This is a genomic window from Coriobacteriia bacterium (assembly GCA_034370385.1).
Taxonomy (GTDB): domain Bacteria; phylum Actinomycetota; class Coriobacteriia; order Anaerosomatales; family PHET01; genus JAXMKZ01.
In genome coordinates, this window is sequence record JAXMKZ010000011.1 from 1 (window position 1) to 21,940 (window position 21,940).

A 21,940-nucleotide genomic window follows, 5' to 3' on the forward strand; every position below is an offset into this window, starting at 1 on the left:
GATCTGGACGTTGGGGCCCTTGGGCAACGGGGTGACCACCGTGTGATAGACGGGCGGCATCTTGGCGACGTCGGGCGCCTCCTTGGCGTGGCACGCATCGCAGTCCGGCCCGGCGTCGTGGCACATCATGCACGAGTTCACACCCGAGGAGGCCGAGGCCTCGGCGTGCGGCGTCTTGGCCCAGTCGGCGGAGTGGGACTTCGGGCGCAACTGAAACGAGGGGGTGTGACAGTCCTCGCACTCGCTTGTGGCCAGTTCGCCCTGATTGCCGTGGTTGATGCCGTGGCAGGCGAAACAGACCTCCATGGGGACGCGCTCGGTGTTGTTGTCACCGCGGTGCGGCATACGCGAGTGGCACGCGTCGCAGGAGATGAGCAGGTGGTTGCCGTGGCCGAACACCAGTCCGGGGACGTCGACATCGCCCAAGTCGAGGTGGCAAGGAGCGCAGGAGGCCTTTTCGACCGGCTCGGCGGTCTCGATGACCGACTCGCCGTCAGCGGCCCCCGAGTACGAAGGCGCGACGGTGAACAGAAGGGCGGCTGCGACGATAATCGCAGCCACCCCCCCTGTAAGAATGCTGATGTTGGTGCGGGCCTTCACTCGCTGGCCGCACGCCTCCTTCGGTTCGAGATCACTGTCCCGTGATCCTGGCGATCAGATTCAGAAGCGGGTTCTCTTCTTGCGCCTTCACCTTCGAGTGGATGAGCTCACTGGCGACCTCGCCGAACTGCTCGTCGCTACCGCTGTGGCACCCCTCTTGCCCGCAGGTGGGGCCGACGTTCTCCGGCGATACCAGAGAGGTCTTGTCCGTCGAGGGCTGGATGTCATGATCGCCGTGACAATCCCAGCACGAAGGTGCGCTCGGGTTACCCGCTTTGTACGCCTTGCCGTGGTAGTAGTCGTCGTACGTATCGTACTGATCGCCGTGCTGCTTGCAGCGGGCGCACACCCGGTATGCGGACAGATGCATGCGCGAGCGCGCCGCCTCCGTGTCGAGTCGGTAGATGAAGTGGCCACCATGGCACGACGCGCAGGTCGCCGAGTCGTAGTTGCCGTCGGCGATCGCTTCGGCGTGAGTCGACCTCTCGTACTCCTCGACCGTCGCCTTCCACTTGCCGTCCTCAGCGGTACGGTGGCACTCCTTACAGGCGTTGCCTGCGTTGATGGTCCACAGCGGACTCTGGGGCGCGTCGTCGTAGCGGTAGTCAGGGTGACACTGCTGGCAGGTGAGGTCGGTGTGGGCGCTGTCTGTCAGGCCGGATACGGCGTATGACTTCATCCCCAGACCGGACTGCTTGTTAAGCGTCGCGCTGCCGTGACACGCGAGGCATCCATCGCCAGCGTCATAGGCCCACGAAGCCGGCTCCCACTCGATGTCGTCGTCTTCATGACAGTCCGTGCAGGTCTCCGGGGTGTGACACATGGCGCAGCGGGTATTGAACTCCTCATTCGCCGGCTCGACGTGCGGTGCGCCCGCCCAGTCGTACGTGTGGAAGGCGGGGCGCAAACGCTCCTTCGCGGTCACGTGGCAGTCTTCGCACGCGCCCGTGGCGATCTCCCCCATCGGCCCATGGCGCAGTCCGTGGCACTCGAAGCACCCCTGCATGGTCGGACGCTCGATCTTGGCGTCCGCGCGATGCGGGAAGCGAGGATGGCATGACGAGCAGGGAACCAGCTGGTGGTAGCCATGCTTGAAGATGATGGCTGCAGCGTAGTTGTCGGTCTTCGCAAGGTTGGCGTGACACGTCTTGGTGCAGGCGTCCTTGTAGACGGGCGTATCTTGGAGTTCGAGGAAGAGTTGCTCGAAGGACTGCTCCTCCTCCTTGGGCACCTCGGCCGCGAATGCAGCGCCCGCCCCCATCGTCGCAGCGAACACCAAGCCTGCGATCATCGCGACGAGCAGCCTGCCGGGGCGCACTCGAGACCGAAACTCCATGTTCTTTCCCTTTCTTCCCGCGGGACCGCGCCCCGCGTAACGTAAGACCCGTCTCACTTCTACTCGCTGCCCGTAATATCCTGCCAAGCCCGCTTGATGGTCTCGAAGATCCGGCTCCTCATCTGAGTGATCGCAACCTCTTCTTTGAACGTCGCCTGACCATGGGTGAGCGGTGCGTACTCGAGGAACTGCTCGTCGACGTTCTCGTGGCATCCGGTCTGACCGCACGTCTCAGCAAGTCGGCTCTCGTGTACCGGCGAACGACGATCATCGACGGCGAGGATCTCGTGGTAGCCGTGGCAATCCCAGCACGAAGGAGCGTCCATGGAACCGCGCTTGTAGGCAGCACCGTGATAGTAGTCATCGTAGGATTCGCTCGCCTCGACGTGGCAGCTTCCGCACATCTGGCCACCCGAAAGGTGCAGCGCCGACATGGCCGCGGTGTCATCCATCGAGGGAATCATGTGACCGCCGTGACAGTCGCCGCACAGCGGCACGAACTCCGGCTTGCCCTCGGCCTCTCTCGCCGCGGCGGTCTGCGTCGCAGCCTGACCCGGCTTACCCGCCGGGGAGTGGATACCGTTGGCGTACGCGGAGAACGCGTCCTTGTGGCAGTTCTTGCAGGCGAGCCGCGCAGCCATCTCCCAATCGCCCTCGGTCTGTTTGTGCGGCGCAGTGTAGGCGAAATCGAGATGGCAGCCCGTGCAGGGCGTCTCTCCGGTCTGGTGCGCGGACGCGTTGAGTACCTCGACGTCGATGTAGACGGATGAAGTCGTCTCGACACCGATCTTGGCCAGGTTCGGATCCCCGTGACACACGAGGCAGCCCGACTTGCCGTAGGTCGGCAAGGTGAAGTCCAGATCGTAAGTCTGCGTGACGGGCGCGGACGGCTTGGCCGAGGCCGAAGCGGTCTTCGTCGGCTCGACCGCAGACGGAGTGACCATCTTCTCGGCTGTCTCGTACGCCTTGCTGCCCTCAGGCGCCGTGGCCGTCGTGGCCGCCGTTACGGCGTACGCCAGCACCGGAAGACTGATGACCGCGAGAAATATCAGAACGCTCGCTATGCCCGTACGGAGGCGTGCCACCCAACGACCTCTCTACCCGTGTTCTGCCGATGCGTAGGCCGTTGCCGGCTCGTGCGCATGTCCGTGATCGTCACCGTGATCGTCACCGTGCCCACCACCGTGCTTCGCGGCGCTGCGCTTGTCAAAGCCGCCCAAGCCGAAGAAGTCGAGGAACGCCGGGAAGTCCTCGGTGACTGACAGATAGACATGGATGGTTGTGAGGATGATGAAGAGCCAGTTGATGACGTAGTGGATGGTGCGTGTCCACCAGATGCCGGTGGCACCGATGAGACCAGCGAAGAGCTCCTGCAAGCTCATGTCCGCGATCGGTATCTGGAGGCGCCATAGCATGAATCCGGTGATCGCCTGGATGATCAAGAGTGGCACGAAGATCGTGTAGGTGCCCTTCTGCATGACGTTGTACTTGCCAAGGTGCGGCTTCGAAGGCTTCACGAAGATGTAGTACAGGATGACCTTGGGCGCCGTGACGATGTCTTGCTGGGTGATCGCGAACTCACGGTAGTCCCGCTGACGCGACGAGAAGGCGTACCACAGGCGCCAGATGAGGTTGATGGTGACGATGATCATGGCGATGTAGTGGAGCCACTGCATCGTCTCGCGCGAAATCGGATTGAAGCGAATCATGAGGCCCGTGGCGCCCAGGATGAACATGCACGCGACATGCGTGAAGTGCAGGAACTTCGGCAGGAGCGGCGGATGGCTGTCGTGGTGCGGCCACGCCCACTCGCGCCCAAACCGGCGCTTTGCACGACCGGTGAGGATGTTGCCGATGAAATGCCCCATGAGAGCGAGCACGATGATTGGATACAGATTAGTGAAGATCGCATCCAGCCACACATTGAGTTGCAGCAAGCTCAACACGGTAACCCCAATCCCTTTGAAAGACCCTACGTGCGACCAAGCCCCGCACCCGACCGTGGTCGAGTCCGTCGCGGTGCTGTCCGGACACCACGCCACGAACGCTTTGTAACAGCAGTTACGCAAGGATAGGTGTCCGCGGGTATGCGCGTCAACGCGAGGGACCGTACATTCGCTCAGAAGTCCTCGAAGTCCGTGGCTCGCTCGACCTCGATTCCTGCACGTTCCAAATAGACGCTGGCGCGATCCGCATCTGACAGCTCCACCCTCAACGCGATTCCGCAGTTGGCAGAGAGCGAGGGCGGCGCGGGCACGGGCACCACGTCGAAACCCAGATCATCCAGCAACGCCTCGGCACTCAGGGCGTCGTGTGTCGACGCGAACGTGAGCACGCGGAAGTGACGCGGCGACGCCGTGCTCACGCGAGCTCCTTCGCCAGCGTGCGGAGAGCTTCGATCGCAACCTCCACGTTCTCATCGGTCGTGCCGAACCCCACGCCGAGCCGAAGCGCTCCTGTGTCAAGCGTCCCCATCGTGCGGTGTGCCCACGGTGCGCAGTGAAGCCCCGCGCGCGTGGCGATGCCAAATCGGCGATCGAGAGCGAACGCGAACTTGTCCGCGTGCACACTGTCGTGCGTGACGGCGATGATCGGAACGCGTGGTTCACCCGGTCCAGGCCCGAGGACTCTGAACCCGCCGAGGTCAAGCACCCCTTCGTGCAAGCGGCGAATCAGACGAGCCTCCTCAACCCGCAGCTGCGCACCGTGGACGCGAAGCCAGCGCACCGCCGCGTGCAGGCCCACGATACCCGGCGTGTTCGGCGTACCGGCCTCATAACGGTCGGGCCTCACGCGCGGCTGCATCGGCTCCTCGCTCCCTCCGGCGCCGGTACCCCCTGCGACCAGCTCGGACGGCTCGCAGGTCGGAGCCAGATACAGCAGGCCGATGCCCTGGGGCCCGAGAAGCCCCTTGTGCCCCGAGCACGCCCACGCGTCGACGCCAAGAGCTCCGAGGTCGACGTCGAGGTGGCCCCCTGCCTGCGCGCCGTCGACGAGCATGAGCGCTCCGTGCTCGTGCGCGATATCGGACAGGTCGGCAACCGGCTGAACAGCACCGCTCACGTTGCCGGCATGCTGGCAGACCACCGCTTGAGTCGGCTCCGCTCGCACCGCCGCGTCGACCGCATCGGGATCGACAACGCCGACCTCGTCAGCATCCACGATGACCACGCGCACACCGCGTTGTGCCAGCACGTTCAGCGGCCGGGCCACGGCGTTGTGCTCCATGGAGCAGACGACGACGCGGTCGCCCGGTGACAGCAGGCCGTACAACACCAGGTTCATCGCCTGGGTGCATCCGGGCTGGAAGAGAAGGTTCTTGGAGTCCGCGACGCCTACGAATCGTGCGATCTCGGTGCGCGCCGTGTGGAGGGCTCGGCTCGTCTCCACGGCGAGGCGATACGCGCCGCGACCGGGATTGCCTCCGAACTCGGTCACCGCGCGAGAAAGCGCCTCGGCGACCTCCGGCGGCTTGGGCCAGGACGTTGCGCCGTGATCCAAGTAGACGGTGGCCGGAAGTTCAGGCGAGGGGGCCATCGGCTACGGGTGCCCCCCGCCGGCCATCATGTCGACCGCGTGCTCCAGTTGATCGGCCACGAAGCCGAATGTCTCGCGCGCGGCCTTCTCCGAGCCCGGCATGTTGACGATGAGGGTCCGGCCTCTCTGCGCCGCGACACCCCGAGAGAGCATGGCTCGCGGTGTCACACGAAGCGATTCGGCGCGCACGAACTCCGCGATGCCGGGCACTTCGCGATCGGCGATCGCGCGCGTGGCTTCCGGCGTCACATCGCGCGGGCCGATTCCGGTGCCACCGCAGGTGATCACGACATCGGCCTCCTCACGGTCGGCCATCTCCATGAGAGACGACGAGAGGCACTCCACGTCGTCGGGACAGACGTGGTAGGCCACGACGAGCCACCCGCGCGCCTCGACGAGTTCGATGAGGGCCTTGCCGGCCGTGTCCTCCGCCTCGCCGCTTGAACGAGTATCGGAACTGGTCAGTACGCCGACTCTGAGCTCAGGCACCCGTGCCCCCCTCGATCCGGTCCTTCGCGAGCTTGTTGCACTCGTTTGAGGCGCGGACCTGCTCGGAGGTCTCGAGCGAGTCCTCCGGCGAACGATCGCACCTGCCATCACCGAGTTCTACCACTTCTATGCGGTCTCCCGCCACGATCTCTCCCGGCACGCGTACCACAGCGAAGATGCCCTCGCGCGGCATCACGCAGTCACCCGCCTGATAGTAGATGGCGCACTTGTTGTGGCAGACCTTGCCGATCTGACTGACCTCGAGCACGACGGCATCGCCGATCGTGATCACCGAGCCTACCGGCAGCGTCATGACGTCGACGCCGCTGGTGGTGATGTTCTCTGCGAAGTCGCCCGGCCCGACGTCGAGCCCCTTGGCCTGCATCTCCTCTATCGATTCGATCGCGAGCAACGACACCTGTCGGTGCCAGTCGCCTGCATGTGCGTCGTCCTCGAAGCCGCGATCGAGCACGAGGGTGCCGCGCTCGAAACGCGTCTTGCGCATGGTCTTCTTCTCAGAGAGGTTGATCGACACGACCGTGCCGACTCTCTCGGGTGCACTGCTCTCAGGCGCCATCACTTTGGTACCTCCTCGCGCGTCCAGGTGCCTGACTTGCCGCCCTCTTTGAGCTCAAGCCGCACTTCTTGGATGGTCATTCCCCTGTCCACGGCCTTGCACATGTCATACACGGTCAGAGCCGCGACTGAGACCGCGGTGAGCGCCTCCATCTCCACGCCGGTCGGGCCGTCGGTCTCGGCGGTCGCAGTGATGGCGACTCCGTGGCGACCGGAAGAGACCACGCTCAGATCGACAGCAACGTGCGTGAGTGCGATCGGATGACACAGCGGAATCAACTCGCTTGTGCGCTTCGCCGCCATGATGCCGGCAACCCGCGCCACCGCCAGGACGTCGCCCTTTGCCGCAGACCCCTCGGCTATCAGCCGGGAGGTGGCGGGCGCCATCTCGACATAACCGCTCGCCACAGCACGACGGTGCGTGACTGGCTTGCCGGCGACGTCGACCATGTGCGCATTGCCGCTCTCGTCAAGATGGGTGAGCCGCAGGTCATCGCCCATGGGGTCATCCTCCTATCTGTGACATACCGCGCGCGGTACCGACGCGCATATCGTGGCTCTCGGGCTTGTCGCGCAGTGCAGCTAAGACGAGTTCGCGAACGGCCTCATCGTCGCCCGTCCGCAGAGCCGTCCGCACGTCGAGCTCATGGTCGGAGAACAAACAAGGCCGCAAGCGACCGTCGGCGGTCAGCCGCAGGCGGTTGCACTCGGCGCAGAAGTGATGTGACAGCGGCGAGATGACACCGACGGTACCCTGCGCTCCCGGGAACCGGAAGTACTGCGCCGGCCCCCATCCGCCGGGCGCACCGTCGCGCGCTATCGGCTCGAGCTCGCCGAGCCCCGCGGCGCGGCCCTCGCGGGCAAGCATGTCGAGCACCTCTTCGCTGGGCACCGAGTCTGCCCGCGTCCACCCATCGGTGGTTTCGGTGCTGCATCCGCTGCCCTCTTCGGCATCCCCAACCGGCATGTACTCGATGAAGCGCACGTGCAGGGGCTTGTCAAAGGTCAAGCGGGCGAACTCGCACAGGTCTTGGTTGAGCGAGCGAACGACGACGACGTTGAGCTTGACGGGATCGAATCCGGCCCGAAACGCCGCGTCTATCCCCTCCAGCACCTCGTCCAGTCGGCCACCTCGGGTGATCTCGGCGAACACCGAGGGGTCGAGCGAGTCGAGGCTGATATTGACGCGACGCAGCCCGGCGGCGAAGAGCTGGTCTGCGAAACGCGGCAGCAGCGTGCCGTTCGTGGTCATCGCCACCGACTCAATCCCGGGCAGCGCCATCAGTTGCTCGACGAAATCGACGACGCCACCGCGAACGAGCGGCTCGCCCCCGGTGAGCCTGATCTTGCTGATGCCCTGCTCAACGGCGATGCGAGCGAACCGCACGATCTCCTCGTACGTGAGGATCTCGCTGTGAGGCTTCCACACGACGCCCGCTTCGGGCATACAGTAGCGGCATCTGAGGTTGCATCGGTCGGTGAGGCTGACGCGCAGATAGTCGATCCGGCGGCCATGAGAGTCAGTCGCCATGCTTGTCCACCTCCAAGCCTTCTGCGCCCGGCGGGGTCAGGAACCGCGCGACGATGAGGTCTGCGACCCCGTCCGCGTCGTCGAGGGCGAAGACCGACGCCCGGCCCGAAGCTACCTCGGCGTTGTCGGTGACCAAGGCGAGCGCCTCGCCCGCCGCGCAGACGAGCTCTTCGGAGCGGGCCCGCCTGGACACCTCGATGCGGTTCACGCCCTCTCGCTTGTAGCCCTCGGTGAGCAAGATGTCGCACCCGGAATCGGCTGCCAAGCGCGCCAGCTCGGGCAACGTCAGCTCACGCTCGACCGCGGTGACCATGCTGAACTTCGCGGGGCTGGAGACCATGGTGGTGACCGCGCCCGCGCGCGCGTGCCGCCAGGAGTCTTTGCCGGGCGTGTCGATGTCGTAGTCGTGCACGTGATGCTTCACCGTCGCGACACCATAGCCACGGGTCACGAGCTCACGTATCAGCTTCTCGAGGAAGGTGGTCTTCCCCGAGTCGCCCTTTCCGACGATCGAAACGACCGGGATGTCACGCAGCGGCGTCACGCTAGAAGCATCCCAAGTCGCAGTTGTGGACCTTGATCCCCTGCAGATCGGCCGCAGCTCCGGCGACTTTGTACGGGATGCCTGCGTCCTCGGCGTACTTGCGCAGCACCGGGCAGGTGACCTTCCCGTCGACCGCCTTGTCCGCGACCGCGGCCTTGATCTCATCGGTGACCTGGTCGACCCAGCGCGGGTCGAGTTCCTTGGGACCGTTTTCGCTCATGGCGTGCCCTCCTCGATGTCGAGCCGCATGCACGCCACCGGCGTGCCCGCAGCGAAGAAACCTTCACCTTCAGGTAGAACGACGAAGCAGTTGCCGCGGTGCGCGGCGCTCAGGAGCGCGGAGGACTGGCTGCCCGATAGCGAGGCGGTGTAGCCCCCCGACGGATCACGCTCGACGCGCCCGCGCAGGTAGTAGCGTCGGTCCTGCTTCTTCTTGACGTCGTGGGCCAGCAGCGCATCGGTGACCGGACGGTCGAGCGCAGTGAGGCCCTGCATGGCGCGCAGTGCCGGGCGCACGAAGACCTCGAAACCGACGTAGGTCGATGTCGGATTACCGGGAAGACCGAAGAACGGCACCCCCCGAATCGCACCGAGCGTCTGCGGGTTTCCCGGACGCATCTTGACCTTGCAGAACGTGAGGTCGCCGAGTTCTTGGAGCACGGGCTTGACGTAGTCGAAGTCGCCCACCGACACACCCCCGCTCGTGACGATGAAGTCGCACTCGTCGGCCGCTTGCTCGAATGCGGCGCGGGTGGCCTGCACCTCGTCAGGGACGATCGGATACCGGATCGGTACGGCACCGGCCGCGAGCACTTGGGCAGCGATCGAGTAGCTGTTGGAGTTGCGGATCTTCCCCGGGCCGGGCTTCTCGGCCACTTCGACGAGCTCTGAGCCGGTCGAGACCACGGCGACCCGGGGCCTGCGGTACACGGCTACCTCCGCGTGCCCTGTAGATGCCAAGAGCCCGATGGCGGCCGGGCCGAGGACCTGGCCCGCCTCAAGCACGACATCGCCTGCTCGGACCTCCTCGCCGCGATAGCGGACGTGATCGCCGGCAGCGGCCTGGTGCAAGAAGGCGACGACGGAGGCGATGCCGCCATCGCCACGCTCGGGGTGAGTGAGCTCGACCATGACGACCGCGTCCGCGCCCTGGGGCATCGACGCGCCGGTCATGATGCGCGCCGCCTGTCCCGGACCCACCTCGATCCCCGCGACATCATCGCCTGCAGCGATGTGTGCCACCACGTCGAGAAGCACCGGGCTGTGCTCGGCCGCCCCGACGGTATCGGCAGCGCGGAGCGCGAAGCCGTCCATAGCGGAGTTGTCGAACGGCGCGACGTCGACATCGCTCACGGCTTCGACGGCAAGCACTCGGCCCACAGCGTCGAGTAGGCTGACGCGCTCGACAGGCATGAGCACGACGCGCTCGAAGACGAGCTTGCGGGCCTGCTCCACGGTCATGGTATCGGTCATTGGCCACCTCCTGCACACTCGTCGAGGATACGCTCGGGATGCGTGTAGACGGCAAGACGGCCGCCGCGTGCGTACCCCGCCAACGTGATGTTGAGCGAGTCGGCGACCTCTGCGGCCAGATCGGTCACCGCGCTACGTGAGACCACGATGGGCACACGGGCCTTGGCTGCCTTGACCGACATCTCGTAGGAGATGCGCCCCGTCGAGATGAGCACCGCGTCGCCCAGGGGCACCCGGTCAAGCCATGCACGTCCCAGCAGCTTGTCCAAGGCGTTGTGGCGACCCACGTCTTCCCGAACGTACTCGAGCACCCCAAGCCTGGCGAGGCCGCATGCGTGAGTGCCCCCGGTGTCGCGGTAGGCGTCAGCCGCCTTGGCCATCTCGCCGACAAGCCCGTAGACCTCGTCGGCCGTGACGGCAAGCGTCGAGACGACCGGATCCAGGCCCCGGGTGTGTCCGAGCGAGGCGAACGTGACGCCCTTGCCACAACCGCTCGTGATGTAGCGCGTGCGGCTGGCGAGGTCGTCCGGCACCTCTTCTTCGCTCGTGACCCACACAAGCCCGCGCTTGGCATCCGCGTCGATGCTCAGAAGCGCTTCGCGATCGGTGAGCAGTCCTTCGGCGATGAGGAAGCCGACCGCGAGCTCCTCGAGATCGCGCGGCGTCGCTTGCGTGGTGGCCACTTCGATGTCGTTCAAGTGGATGGTGATGGGCCGCTCGCTGGGCATCGCGCGGGTCGGCGTGAGTTCGCAGCGGACATGCTGGACGAAGCCGCCATGCGGCTCGATTGCTTCGCGCGCCTCTGCGAGGTCCGCCGGCGTGTTCACGTTGACGAGCGAGCGCAGGTCCGGGTCGGCCGCGCGCAGTGCCTCCAGCGGCACCTCCACCACCGTGACCTGGGGGAACAGCGCGACGAGTCGACGACGACCCGTCGCCAGCACATCCCGTGCAGGCTGAGCGCATGCCGGCACACGGTACAGCGCGAGCAACGGCTCCGGACCCTTCTCGGAGACCGGCACAACGACGTCGCCGGCGTCGCGCGCCTCCCACAGTGCCCGGATCAGGTCGGGCTCGAGGTGGGGCATGTCGGCAGCCACGGCTAGGACCCACTCGGTGTCAGCGTTGTCCATCGCCGTGACCAGACCGCCCAGCGGCCCTTGGTAGGCCACTTCGTCGCGCAGGATGACCACGTCGGCGGGCAAACCCACATCGAGTATCGATTCGGGGCGGTTCGTCACCACGACGGTGGCTTCGCACACCTCGCCCACCGCATCGCAGACTCGCGCTACCAGAGTCCGGCCGTCGAAGGAGAGCAGGGTCTTGTCCACGCCCATGCGCATGCTTCGGCCGCCGGCCAGAACGGCCGCGGTCACGGGAAGGCGTGTGTTCTCGTTCGACGTCACGTCGATACCCTTACCCAATCTCGTCTGCTTACCCGCCCCGGTATTGCCGGCCGAGGCGAAGAACACCACTATACGCCGCCACGCGTCCGCGCATCATGCCGACGGCCGTCAGCAGGCACGACGAAGGTCGCCTGCGGTCGTCACTGTCGGGCGAACGCTTCCTGAAGGTACTCGTGGAACGCCTCAGCGGCGCGTGATGGCGAGCGTCGAGGCAGTACCAGATGCAAGGGCCGCGTCGCCGGGAGACCCAGCGCGTCCACTTCGCATATCGTACCGAGCGCAAGCGCCTTGGCGGCCACGTGCCGGCTCAGTATGGAGATGCCGAGTCCGCCCTCAACCGCCGAGACGATCGCCTCGCCGGTGCCAAGCTCGACCACGACTCTCAGCTCATCAGGGTCGAGCCCGTGGTCTGTCGCGAGCCGCTCCGCCACCTGCCGCGTTCCCGAGCCGGACTCGCGCAACACCCACGGCTCGTCCGCGAGCTCGGCCAGAGGCAGATTCTTGCGTTGCGCGAGCGGACTGTCCGGTGCACAGATCAGGACCAGTTCGTCGGCACCGACTTCTTCGAACGCGACGCGCGCTCCACGGACCGTCGCGCCGGTGATGCCGATGTCGGCATGCCCGGACTCGACCGCTTCGATTACTTCGGCCGTGTCGTGGACCATGATGGTGACGCCCACCTCGGGGTGTGTGGTGACGAACGCGCCAAGGAGGCGCGGGATGATGTAGACGCCCGGCGTCGTGCTCGCGGCGATGACAAGCCGACCCGATATGACCCCTGACAGCGCATCGATCTCGTCGCGCGCCGCGCCAATCTGCTCCAAGACGTGCCGCGCATGCGGCAGCAGGGTTCGACCGGCCTCAGTGAGGTCGACGCGGCGGTAGCGACGGTCGAGCAGGGTGGCACCCACGTCGCTCTCCAGCGACTGCACCTGCATGGTCACGGCCGGCTGCGAGACGCCCAAGGCGCGAGCGGCCTCAGAGAACGAACCGTGCTCCACGACGGTGATGAAGGTCTTGAGCTGCTGAACGTTCATGTGGCCCTCCACGCAGGGTCGGACCCTTTCCACGATATCGCATCTTTCCGATGGACGCTTGGACGACGAGCATTCCCGTCGTGCCGGCGCTGTGGTAGCGTGCAGAGCGTCAGTCTCATGAGAATGATTCTCATTACGAGCCTAGGGAGACCCGCATCCCGTGCCGCACGATTCCAGTCGCAGCCTAGTGCGCACCGCCTACGCCGGTCGGCGGGTGACAGCGCCGCGCCGCACCATCGCGAGCGCCGTCGTCGGGTTTCAGGGCGCCTTCACGGTTGACGAGTTGGCAACTCGGGTACGTCACGTCGATTCCGCCTCAGGAGCGACCGCCACGGTCTATCGGGCCGTGTCGGCGATGGAGGCCAGCGGCTTTGTCGCACGCGTCGGCGAGCGAGACGGTCATGCGCTGTTCGCCCGCTGCACGGCTCCGTCACACCATCACCACATCGTCTGTGACTCATGCGGACACGTCGCCCACACCGCGTGCCCCCTCGATAGCACCCTGAGAAGCGCTGCCGAGTCGGGCTTCGTCATCACGCGTCATGAAGTGACGATGTACGGGCTGTGCCCCCAGTGCACGGCGAGACAGGGGTCGTAGCGATGTCGCACCTGCACATCCCCGATGGCGTGCTGCCCCTGTGGCTGTGGGGACTGGGCTGGCTGGTGGCGATCGTTGCGGTCGTTGCCGCAGGGGTCATCGCCGAGCGTGCGGACATCAGGCGGCGTGTGCCCTTGCTGGCCGTTGTGTCCGCTTTGATGCTCGTGGCGATGTCGAGCGAGATCATCCCGATCGCCTATCACGTGAACCTCACCGTCATCGGTGGAGTCCTGCTTGGACCTGTGCTGAGCATCATCGCGGCATTCATCGTCGAAGTCGTCTTGGCCCTGCTGGGCCACGGCGGCGTGACGGTTCTCGGGCTGAACACGGTGGTGATCGCCGCCGAGATGCTGCTGGGCTGGGCGCTGTTCCGGGGACTGATAGCTATCTTCGGCCGCGCACGCGTGCGGCCGGTCGCCTTCGTCGCGACGGTTCTGGCCTTGGCTGCAACCACCACCATGCTCGTGGGCATCGTCGCCCTGGGCGGAGTCGGGGCATCGGCGCGCGAATCCGGAGCGCTCGACCCCTCTACGCTGAGGTTTGAGAACCCGTTCGCCGAAGGCGTGTTCACTTTGGGCCTGTTCGCCGGCGGCCACGAGCACGAGGGTGAGGACCACGGGGGCGAGGATACGGGGCACGAGGGTGAGCACGCAGCCGAGGGCGAGCACGAGGAGGCGGGGCACGAAGCCGAGCACGAACACGAGGCCGAGCACGAGGCGCTCGCATCCGATTCCCACGAAGAGGATGCCGTCAGACGCTTCGCCCTCGTCGTCTACACACTGGGCCCCATCGGGTGGGTGCTCGAAGGGCTGCTGACCGCCTGGGTGCTCGGCTACGTGTCTCGCGTGCGACCAGGCCTCATGTGGGGCGGTCGCTGGGCCCGTTCGGGCGGCAGGCCACCGGGCGACGAGGGGACGGTGAACTAGCGTGGACGTGAGCGCGATCGATCGCTCGGCCACCTCGGGCACCGGACCGCTCAGAGCCGCCAGTCCGCGCGTGAAGCTGGCCGCACTGGGGCTCGTGCTCGCAGCGACCCTCGTGAGCTGGAACATCCTCGTCCTGGCAGCGATCTTCCTCAGCCTGCTGGCTGCGGCGCTGTGGGGTCGCGTCAAACTGCGTCTGGCCCTTGGCCTGGCGGCGTACCCAGCGGTCTTTGCGCTCGTGTTCGCCTTCGCCTCGGCGCCGGACCTCATGACCGCCACCGTGATCGTTGTCAAAGCAGTCACCTCGGCGCTTGCGGCGGTTCTCGTGGTACTGACGACCCCGTACCCCCAGGTGTTCGCACCGATCCAGCGCGTCATGCCCGGAATCGTGGGCGATGCGCTGCTCATGACGTACCGCGCGATCTTCATCCTTGCCGAGAAGTTCTCCAATCTGCTGCGGGCGATCAGGCTCAGGGCGGGACTCCGCGGCAAGAGCGCCGTGCGCTCGATCCGCGTGACAGCGGCCGCCGTGGGCGGACTGCTGCTGTACTCGGTCGACCTCGCACAACGCGACTACGACATCATGCGCATCCGTGGCTACGAGGGCGCCCTGCGTATCACGCCCTTTCGCAGCCGGAGCCGCAAGGCCGATGTGACCTTGGTGATCGGCTCGGTCGTGCTGCTTGGAGCAAGCACCGCATGGCGCGTCGAATCCTCCGCGCTCAACCCCTACTCGTGGATCGTCGTACTACCGGCACTTGCTGCACTCGGGCTGACGCTACTGCTCCGAAAGGGAGAATGATGGACCACCTCCACGACCACCCGGCTGTCTCACCTGACGACATCGTCCGGGTGAGCTGCATCCGTCACAGCTACGAAGATGGCACGAGTGTCCATCTGTGCGGGCTCGACTTCGTTGCGGCCCGAGGCGCCCGAACCGTGCTGCTCGGTCCGAACGGAAGCGGCAAGACGACGATGCTCTACCACATCCTCGGTCTGCTCCGGAGCCGCGAAGGATCCGTGCGAGTCTTCGGGGAAGATCCGGCCACCGAGTGGGCTGCGATCAGGCGCCGCATAGGAGTGGTGCTCCAGAACGTCGACGAACAGATACTGGCACCGACCGTCATCGACGACGTGGCGTTCTCCCCGCGCCAGTACGGGCTCCCCGAGGCGGAGGTCATGGCAAGCGCGCACCGAGCTTTGAAGCTGCTCGGAATCGAAGCGCTTGCGGACCGCGTGCCGCACAACCTGTCGGGCGGCGAGAAGCGCAAGGTCGCGCTCGCCGGCGCGCTTGTGATGGAGCCGGAGCTGCTCGTGCTCGATGAGCCCTTCGAGGGTCTCGACCCGAAGGCACGCGAGGAGCTGGTGGCCCTGATTCGGCGGATGGCAGCTGAGCAGGATGTCACGGTGGTCATGACGACCCACGACATCGACAGCGTCCACGAGCTTGCCGACTACTGCTACGTGCTCAAGCCGGGCGGCGAGATCGCCATCGAAGGCACGCCCGCGGAAGTCTTCGCGCACGCCGACGACATCGCGCGATCAAACATCCGGCCACCGATACTGGCCGATCTTTTCGCTCGGCTGAGGGATCTCGATCCTTCCGCTCCCCCGCCCCAGCTCGGGGTGGCGGAGGCGGCTTCGGTGCTGGCCGACTGGGCGGCCCGGCGCGACGCCTGAAGCTGCGCTCCTAGAGCTTGCCGCGCTCGATGACCAGTCGTCCGAACTGCTCCCCCCAGGCGCGTGCGCCCGCGAGCTCGTCAGCGGACGGCGCGTACTTGCAGGTGAAATCGCCGAACGGCATCTCAAGCCCCATCTCGTCGAAACGAGCCGCAATCTGCTTCGTCGCGCCACTGGACCACCCGTACGAGCCGAACGCACCCACCGCCTTGTCCTTGGGCTTCAGGCCGGCAAGGTACTGCAGATAGCCCGCCGGCCGGTAGAGCATCCCATGATGCAGCGTCGGAGAACCGAGCAGCAGTGCCCGCCCGTCGAAGACGTGCCTCGTGATGTGCGCGTAAGGTGTCGACGCCACGTCGAACAACTTGACCTCACACCCGACACCGATCGCACCGTCGGCGATCTCGCGGGCCAGGATGTCGGTCGACCCCCACATCGTCCCGTACGCGACGACGAGCTTGTCGTAGGTGTCGCCCGAGGTGCATCGCCCGTACGTGTCCAGCAGGGTCGCGATGTCGCGCTCGCGCCAGATCACTCCGTGGCTCGGGGCGATCGTCTTGCACACCCAGCCGGCCGCCACGACCTTCTCGATAGCCTTGGCTACCTGGGGCCCGAGCGGCATGAGGATGTTCGCGTAGTAGGTGATGAGTTCCTCGACAGCCAGTGCGAGGCCTACCTCGTCGGCGAAGCGAGAAGACGACGCCAGGTGCTGTCCGAACGCGTCGTTGGGCATAAGGCAGAACTGCTCAGGGCAGTACGTGAACATGGAGTCGGGCCAATGCACCATGGGCATCGGCATGAACCGCAGCGTCAGCCCCCCCAGATCGAGCGAGTCGTCCGGACCCACCGCCGTGAGCTGGAGGTCAGAGCCGTGGTACTCGGCCACACCCCGGACGCCACCCGCGCTGGCCACGACCTTGGCGTTGGGACACGCCTGCATCACCAGGCGCAGGCCGCCGTTGTGATCAGGCTCGACGTGGTTGACCACGATGTAGTCGATCTTGTCGAGCGCAACGACACTGGCGACCCTCTGGAGCAACTCAGGAACGAACGGTACCTTGACCGTGTCCACGAGCGCGACCTTGTCGGCCCCGACCGCGAGGTAGGCGTTGTAGGTCGAACCGCGCGGGGTCTCGAAGCCATGGAAATCGCGCAGGTTCCAGTCGATAGCTCCAACCCAGTGGATCGAGTCGGTGACGGGGACAGCGTTCATTGAGGTCCTCCTTGGGTGCAGGGGCTTACCCGTAGGTTCTACCCGTAACGAGCGGTACTAGCTAGCTGGCCCGCTTGATGAAGAAGTCAGCCATCGACAACAGCAGCCCTTTCGCCCGGCTCTTCGACAGCGCCGCATCAAGGTCGCGCTGCGCCGCCAGGACGAGATTCCGCGCGTAGTCGTTCGCGTAGTCGACCGAGCCTGCGCCTCGCATGATGCTCACAGCTTCTTCAAGCACGCCCTCGTCAGTCTCGCGCGCTGACAGTATGGCGAGCAATCGGTCACGGTCCGGTGAGTTCTGGAGCGCATGGATGGCTACGAGGGTGCGTTTGCCCTCGGTGATGTCGCTGCGGAAGTCCTTGCCCACCGATTCGCGCTTGCCCACGAGGTTCAGGGTGTCGTCCTGAATCTGGAACGCGAGGCCGGCCGCCATGCCGAAGGCGCGCAACGCCTCGACCTGCGTCGGGGAGCCACCACCGACGATGGCACCGATGGCAAGCGGCACCGCCCCCGAGTAGTAGGCGGTCTTGTGGTTGGCCATCAGGAGGTAGTCGTCGATGGTGAGGTCGAAACGCCCATCGCGCGCCCACCCGATATCGAGGGCCTGACCCTCGATCGTGCGCGTGGTCATGTCCACGAGCTCCTGGAGCACGCGCAGCTTCGTCGCATCATCGAGCGCCGGGTCGTGGACTACGGCGCCCGTCACAAGCGACAGGGCGAGATCGCCGGCGTTGATGGCCAGGCCGTCACCCTCGCGCACATGCAGACACGGCTCGCCGCGCCGGGTGAGCGAAGAGTCCTCGATGTCATCGTGGATCAGGGCGGCGGTGTGAAAGTGCTCGACGGCAGCCGCGGAGGCGCGCGCCTTGTCGGGGTCTCCGCCGACCGCTTCACAGGCGAGCAGACAGATCAGGGGCCTGTGGCGCTTGCCGGCGTTCGCGCTGAAGGCGGCCAGCGGGCCGTAGAGGTAGCGCGCCATGTCGGGGTGCGTCCCGTCGATGAAGAACGTGGCGAGATACGCATCGATGCTCTTCGCGCTGCGCTTCAGATGTAGTTCGAACCCCGTCATGCCTCTCCGTTCCACACGCGACCATACTCTTCCTGCGCACGAGTGTCGTCTCGCGAACCCGTGAGCATCTCCCGCCTCGGATCGCACAGATACCCACACGCCATGCGACCCGGAGTCGAGCGCGGTAATGGTATCAGAGCCGGGAGCAACCGCCCCTCACGTACCTGCCGTGAACAGCAGGTACGCCCAGACGGTGCCGCCACCGTAGACCACGAGGAACACGATGTGCTTGCCGATGAGCGCCGGCCGCTTCGCTCCCATCTCCTCGGGCGGCGTCTGCGCTCGCCAGTAGGCGAGGCGAACGCCACCAGTCAGCGCGATGACCACCAGCGCGGCAACAAGCAACCAGAAGATGATCCACTGAACATCGAGCAGGGCACCCACGAACTCCGGTCCCGCTGAAGCCCCGAGTGCCTCCTTCTGCTGCTGCAGCACCCAGATCACCAGCACGCACGCCGCCCACAAGCCGCTCGAGACGTCGTGGAGCCAGTTGTTCGTCAGTCGAATCCATGGATTAGCGAGCATGCGGCCTGAGTCCCTTCTCAAGGAAGATGCCTTCGGGTGTGAACCGTCGACGGAACGTGAGCAGCACCACGATCGTGGAGCCGAGCACGTCGGCGGTGGCAACCATCATCATGACGACGATCTGATAGGGAGCCGCGACAAGCGGGTCCGCTCCTGCCAGCACCTGCCCGGCCATCATCCCGGGGATGAACACGATACCTACCGTCGAGAGCATGTTGATACCGGGAATCATGCCCGCCCGAAGCGCCGTACGTACCGATTCGCGCGCGGCCTCCCACGGCGTGGCACCGAGGGCGGTCAGGGCAAGAATCTCGTTCTCGCGGGAGTCCATGTCGGCAAACGAGCGCTCAAGGGCCAGCGCGATGCCGTTCATCGAGTTGCCGATGATCATGCCGGCGATGGGAATCACGTAGCGCGGCAGGTACCACGGCTCGACGTGGATTATGAGCCCGGTGACCGCGAAGGTGATGATGAAGGCGGGGAGCGCCATCGCGAACCATGCGCTGAGGTAGGTGCCACGCGGGGCCTGCGGCGCGCGTTTCACGATAGCCTGCGCGGCCACCGCGGTCATCACGGTAATGATGGCGAACACGATCAGGGGTTCGTCTACGGCAAAGACCCAGTTGAGAACAAGGCCCAGGGCGAGCAGCTGCAGGTAGGTGCGCAACGTGGCTATCCACAGGCTCTTCGTGAGCCCCAGCTGAAGCGCCATGGCCAGGCCGCCGGTGAACAGCATGAACAGCGTGGCCAGCGCGAGCTCGGTCCAACCGATGACGATGACGCCGGTGTCGCCGCTCACGGCTGCACCTCGGTCAGCACGCCCGAGTCAAGCACGAGTCTGCGCGCGGCAAGCCCGTCGCTCGTCCGGTGTCGGACGCGCAGTATCCCGGTGCCGGTGGCCGCGACCCGCGTGAGCGCGAGGGCGAGGGCATCGGCGCTTTCGGGATCGAGCGCCGCATCGGGCTCGTCGAGAAGCAGCACCAGCGGCTTCGTCAGAAGGACACGCAGCAGAGCCACCCGTGCCTGCTGACCAACCGACAGCCGCAGGGCGTCCCGGTCAAGCGGAATCGAATCGAGGCCGACCTCGGCGAGCGCCTCTTCAAGATCGGATGCGGTCGGCCGTGGGCTGACGCGCTCAACCTTGAGCTGCCAAGGCAGGGTCAGGTTCGTCGCAAGATCGGCGGGCGCGATGGCCGGCTTCTGGGGCAGCAGCGCCACGAGCGATCGCCAGCGCTGTGCGCTGATGGCTGCCGAGGGCTCCCCGTCAAGCAGCATAGCGCCGCCCGCGTCGGGAAGCAGCCGCGCGAGCGCCCTGAGGAGCGTCGTCTTGCCGCCGCCACTTGGACCGGCGATGTCGACGATCTCACCGCCTGCGACATGAAGGCTCACGCCGGCGAAGACGCGCACCGGACCGCCGTCGCCCGGAAGCGAAGCGGTCAGGTTACGGGCCTCGAGGCGCGCGGGAACAGTGACGTCGTCCATGAACGCCATGCTACCCGACTGTGACGCCGCTGCGTCAGCGAACGGTGACCGAGCGGTAGCCGCTGTAGCTTGTGATGTGGAGCGTGTCCGCCGGATGGTAGGCATACAGGCGCCACTTACCCGCGTACGGGAGCGCCATCCGTGCCCGGTAGCGGTAGTCGCGGCCTATGGCGCCGCTGACATTTCTGCGCGTGGTCCACGCGTACGTGCCGTTCGACTTGCGCTCCCAGCGTTGCGCGACGATGCGTATCGGGCGCGAACCGATTGCGTGGCGGGGAGACAAGGTGCCCGACACCGTGTAGGTGCGGTTGCGCACAGCTATCGAGGGGACCCCGCCCGGCGTGCCGACGGCGGCCCTGACTTTGCCGGCCGAGACGACCGTCTTGCCGGCTGAGCGGTTGCCGCACCCGTCGAGCGCGATCACGCTGACCGTGACCGCCATCCGAGAGGTTATCGTGGCCGCGTCAGGCATCCATTCGTACGACCACGTGCCCCAATTGTCGGTGGTGGTGGCCGAAAGCCACGTCTCACTCGATACCCAAGAGGCGCCGTTCCAGTGCTTGGCGTCCGCGCGCCTGATGCGCACATCCACGCCCGTCACGCCGACGCCGACGTCGGTCGCCGTACCCGAGATGGAGACAGGTGCGGCCTTCACCGTGAACTTGGCGACGGGCGATTTCATGGTGACGGTCGGAACACTCGGTCCCCGCTGTCCCGTCCATGTCGCGCCACCGTCAGCGGTCCGCAGGAGAACCTCGTTTCCGCCGGTGACGAACCACTGTGTCGCCGAGCCCATCGAGACTGCGCGTAGCGATGGCACGTCGGGGAACTCGTGATACGTCCACGTGGTACCGCCGTCAGATGTGTAGGCCACCATGCCGGTGAGCGGGCCCGTGACGGTCTTCTTGAGGTCGCCGGCAACCACGATGTGGTTGGCGTCGAGCGCGTCGGCGGCGCGGACGTTGACTTCGCGCGCGCCGGCCAGGGCGGGCAACTGGAGCGCGCTCCACGAAGCGCCTCCGTCGGTGGTACGCAGGTACTGACGGTTCTCACCGAAGACGAACACGGTGTTCTCCGAGGGCGCGATGACGCTGGTCATGATGCGCTGAGGGCTGTGCAAGGGAAGCTTCGGCACGAGCGTCCACGTGCTGCCGCCATCGGTGCTTTTGGCGACGAGGCGCTGCTTGTACGTAAGGCTGGTGCCGCCCCTAGCCCACTCGTTTCCGGCGGCCCACAGCGTCGTGCCGGAGGGACTCTTTGCGAGCCCGGCGAACGCGGCCTCAGTGGGCGGGTCGAGGTCGCTGTCGGCGGAGCCGAAGTAGAGCGGGCCCTCATAGCGGCGGTCCCACGTAGCGCCGCTGTTGTCGGTCGTCCCGATGAATGCGACGCGCCCGTGGGGCCTGTTGTCAGTCAGCACGGTCGCTGCGTGAGATCCTCCGACGACGATCCGCCCGTTGGCAAGTCGCATCGTCGCGTTGAGGCGTGAGTCGAGGGGTGTGGCCGCGCTCCCGCGTGCCCACGTGACGGCACTGTCGGAGCTTCGCCACAGATAGCGCGAGTAGGACGCAACCGCCCATAGGCTTGAGCCTGCAACATCGAGGTCCGTGACCCAGGCCGATGGGATACGGGTCGCGCGCCACGTGACCCCGCCATCACCAGTCCGCGAGACAAGCCCCACGCGCGCACCGCTAGCCGTGGTGTAGCCGCCGCCGATGTAGCCCTCAGTCGGGCTCGTGAACGCGGCTGACTCGATCTGTACCGCCGCTGACGCCGGTATCGCCGGCAGCGCCAGCGCACAGACGACAGCCAGTATCAGGAGAATGCGCACTCTCTTCATCACTCGTTCCACCTTACCCACTCATCGGAGCCTTCTGTTGAACGCATGCCCATCCCCTGTCCGGGGAGACGGACGAAAGCAATCCTA

At 66.0% G+C, this 21,940-nt stretch carries 25 protein-coding genes; 4 read left to right on the plus strand and 21 right to left on the minus strand.

The features are described from left to right. From U1E26_02755 to U1E26_02825, 15 genes are all read right to left on the minus strand, one after another. Positions 1 to 600 (minus strand): hypothetical protein (locus U1E26_02755; GenBank protein MDZ4168564.1); only part of this gene is annotated, 600 nt, incomplete at its 3' end. A gap of 31 nt (positions 601 to 631) precedes the next feature. Next, positions 632 to 1,936, minus strand: a complete 1,305-nt coding sequence (locus U1E26_02760; protein ID MDZ4168565.1) for a hypothetical protein — start codon at positions 1,934 to 1,936, stop codon at positions 632 to 634. A gap of 59 nt (positions 1,937 to 1,995) precedes the next feature. Then, entirely contained in the window at positions 1,996 to 3,021 is a 1,026-nt protein-coding gene (locus U1E26_02765) for a multiheme c-type cytochrome (GenBank protein ID MDZ4168566.1), read from the minus strand. A 12-nt stretch (positions 3,022 to 3,033) separates the two neighbouring features. Then, a complete protein-coding gene (locus U1E26_02770; GenBank protein ID MDZ4168567.1) occupies positions 3,034 to 3,882 on the minus strand; it encodes a cytochrome b/b6 domain-containing protein in 849 nt (282 codons plus the stop codon). A 173-nt stretch (positions 3,883 to 4,055) separates the two neighbouring features. Further along, a complete protein-coding gene (locus U1E26_02775) occupies positions 4,056 to 4,301 on the minus strand; it encodes a DUF3343 domain-containing protein (protein MDZ4168568.1) in 246 nt (81 codons plus the stop codon). Further along, positions 4,298 to 5,473 carry an aminotransferase class V-fold PLP-dependent enzyme gene (locus U1E26_02780; protein MDZ4168569.1) on the minus strand — a complete coding sequence of 392 codons (1,176 nt, stop codon included), beginning with the start codon at positions 5,471 to 5,473 and terminating at the stop codon, positions 4,298 to 4,300. The genes U1E26_02775 and U1E26_02780 overlap by 4 nt, the downstream gene beginning before the upstream one ends. Positions 5,474 to 5,476: 3 nt before the next feature. Further along, positions 5,477 to 5,962 (minus strand): MogA/MoaB family molybdenum cofactor biosynthesis protein, encoded by a 486-nt coding sequence (locus U1E26_02785; GenBank protein ID MDZ4168570.1) that lies wholly within the window; start codon positions 5,960 to 5,962, stop codon positions 5,477 to 5,479. Beyond that, positions 5,955 to 6,539 carry an MOSC domain-containing protein gene (locus U1E26_02790; protein ID MDZ4168571.1) on the minus strand — a complete coding sequence of 195 codons (585 nt, stop codon included), beginning with the start codon at positions 6,537 to 6,539 and terminating at the stop codon, positions 5,955 to 5,957. Before U1E26_02790 ends, U1E26_02785 begins: the two co-directional genes overlap by 8 nt. Beyond that, the gene (moaC, locus tag U1E26_02795) at positions 6,539 to 7,039 is read right to left on the minus strand and encodes a cyclic pyranopterin monophosphate synthase MoaC (GenBank protein MDZ4168572.1); all 501 of its coding nucleotides are present in this window, start codon (positions 7,037 to 7,039) and stop codon (positions 6,539 to 6,541) included. Before moaC ends, U1E26_02790 begins: the two co-directional genes overlap by 1 nt. A gap of 4 nt (positions 7,040 to 7,043) precedes the next feature. Further along, a complete protein-coding gene (gene moaA, locus U1E26_02800) occupies positions 7,044 to 8,069 on the minus strand; it encodes a GTP 3',8-cyclase MoaA (GenBank protein ID MDZ4168573.1) in 1,026 nt (341 codons plus the stop codon). Further along, positions 8,059 to 8,613, minus strand: a complete 555-nt coding sequence (gene mobB / locus U1E26_02805) for a molybdopterin-guanine dinucleotide biosynthesis protein B (protein ID MDZ4168574.1) — start codon at positions 8,611 to 8,613, stop codon at positions 8,059 to 8,061. Before mobB ends, moaA begins: the two co-directional genes overlap by 11 nt. A gap of 1 nt (position 8,614) precedes the next feature. Then, positions 8,615 to 8,833 (minus strand): hypothetical protein, encoded by a 219-nt coding sequence (locus U1E26_02810; GenBank protein MDZ4168575.1) that lies wholly within the window; start codon positions 8,831 to 8,833, stop codon positions 8,615 to 8,617. Further along, the gene (glp, locus tag U1E26_02815) at positions 8,830 to 10,086 is read right to left on the minus strand and encodes a gephyrin-like molybdotransferase Glp (protein ID MDZ4168576.1); all 1,257 of its coding nucleotides are present in this window, start codon (positions 10,084 to 10,086) and stop codon (positions 8,830 to 8,832) included. Before glp ends, U1E26_02810 begins: the two co-directional genes overlap by 4 nt. Then, positions 10,083 to 11,489, minus strand: a complete 1,407-nt coding sequence (gene fdhD, locus U1E26_02820) for a formate dehydrogenase accessory sulfurtransferase FdhD (protein MDZ4168577.1) — start codon at positions 11,487 to 11,489, stop codon at positions 10,083 to 10,085. The genes glp and fdhD overlap by 4 nt, the downstream gene beginning before the upstream one ends. A gap of 140 nt (positions 11,490 to 11,629) precedes the next feature. Continuing rightward, a complete protein-coding gene (locus U1E26_02825; protein ID MDZ4168578.1) occupies positions 11,630 to 12,526 on the minus strand; it encodes a selenium metabolism-associated LysR family transcriptional regulator in 897 nt (298 codons plus the stop codon). A 160-nt stretch (positions 12,527 to 12,686) separates the two neighbouring features. Here U1E26_02825 and U1E26_02830 point away from each other — a divergent pair, with 160 nt between their 5' ends. The 4 genes from U1E26_02830 to U1E26_02845 are packed head-to-tail and all read left to right on the plus strand — an operon-like array spanning position 12,687 to position 15,727. Next, positions 12,687 to 13,124 carry a transcriptional repressor gene (locus U1E26_02830; GenBank protein ID MDZ4168579.1) on the plus strand — a complete coding sequence of 146 codons (438 nt, stop codon included), beginning with the start codon at positions 12,687 to 12,689 and terminating at the stop codon, positions 13,122 to 13,124. 2 nt (positions 13,125 to 13,126) lie between these two features. Continuing rightward, positions 13,127 to 14,050, plus strand: coding sequence for an energy-coupling factor ABC transporter permease (locus tag U1E26_02835; protein ID MDZ4168580.1), 924 nt, complete (start codon positions 13,127 to 13,129; stop codon positions 14,048 to 14,050). Between the two features lies 1 nt (position 14,051). After that, a complete protein-coding gene (locus U1E26_02840) occupies positions 14,052 to 14,849 on the plus strand; it encodes an energy-coupling factor transporter transmembrane component T (protein MDZ4168581.1) in 798 nt (265 codons plus the stop codon). Further along, on the plus strand, positions 14,849 to 15,727 hold the full coding sequence (locus U1E26_02845) for an ABC transporter ATP-binding protein (GenBank protein ID MDZ4168582.1): 879 nt from the start codon (positions 14,849 to 14,851) through the stop codon (positions 15,725 to 15,727). Before U1E26_02840 ends, U1E26_02845 begins: the two co-directional genes overlap by 1 nt. Before the next feature lie 10 nt (positions 15,728 to 15,737). Here the strand turns inward: U1E26_02845 and U1E26_02850 are convergent, their stop codons facing one another. The 6 genes from U1E26_02850 to U1E26_02875 all read right to left on the minus strand — a co-directional run bounded on the left by U1E26_02850 (position 15,738) and on the right by U1E26_02875 (position 21,853). Then, entirely contained in the window at positions 15,738 to 16,940 is a 1,203-nt protein-coding gene (locus tag U1E26_02850) for an FprA family A-type flavoprotein (protein MDZ4168583.1), read from the minus strand. A gap of 61 nt (positions 16,941 to 17,001) precedes the next feature. Beyond that, the gene (locus U1E26_02855; protein MDZ4168584.1) at positions 17,002 to 18,009 is read right to left on the minus strand and encodes a polyprenyl synthetase family protein; all 1,008 of its coding nucleotides are present in this window, start codon (positions 18,007 to 18,009) and stop codon (positions 17,002 to 17,004) included. Positions 18,010 to 18,165: 156 nt separating this feature from the next. Continuing rightward, positions 18,166 to 18,534: a hypothetical protein gene (locus tag U1E26_02860; GenBank protein ID MDZ4168585.1), complete on the minus strand. Its 369-nt coding sequence runs from the start codon at positions 18,532 to 18,534 to the stop codon at positions 18,166 to 18,168. Continuing rightward, positions 18,524 to 19,333 carry an iron export ABC transporter permease subunit FetB gene (fetB, locus tag U1E26_02865; protein ID MDZ4168586.1) on the minus strand — a complete coding sequence of 270 codons (810 nt, stop codon included), beginning with the start codon at positions 19,331 to 19,333 and terminating at the stop codon, positions 18,524 to 18,526. The genes U1E26_02860 and fetB overlap by 11 nt, the downstream gene beginning before the upstream one ends. After that, the gene (locus tag U1E26_02870; GenBank protein ID MDZ4168587.1) at positions 19,330 to 20,016 is read right to left on the minus strand and encodes an ATP-binding cassette domain-containing protein; all 687 of its coding nucleotides are present in this window, start codon (positions 20,014 to 20,016) and stop codon (positions 19,330 to 19,332) included. The genes fetB and U1E26_02870 overlap by 4 nt, the downstream gene beginning before the upstream one ends. Before the next feature lie 34 nt (positions 20,017 to 20,050). Then, positions 20,051 to 21,853, minus strand: coding sequence for an Ig-like domain-containing protein (locus U1E26_02875; protein ID MDZ4168588.1), 1,803 nt, complete (start codon positions 21,851 to 21,853; stop codon positions 20,051 to 20,053). Positions 21,854 to 21,940 lie beyond the last annotated feature (87 nt).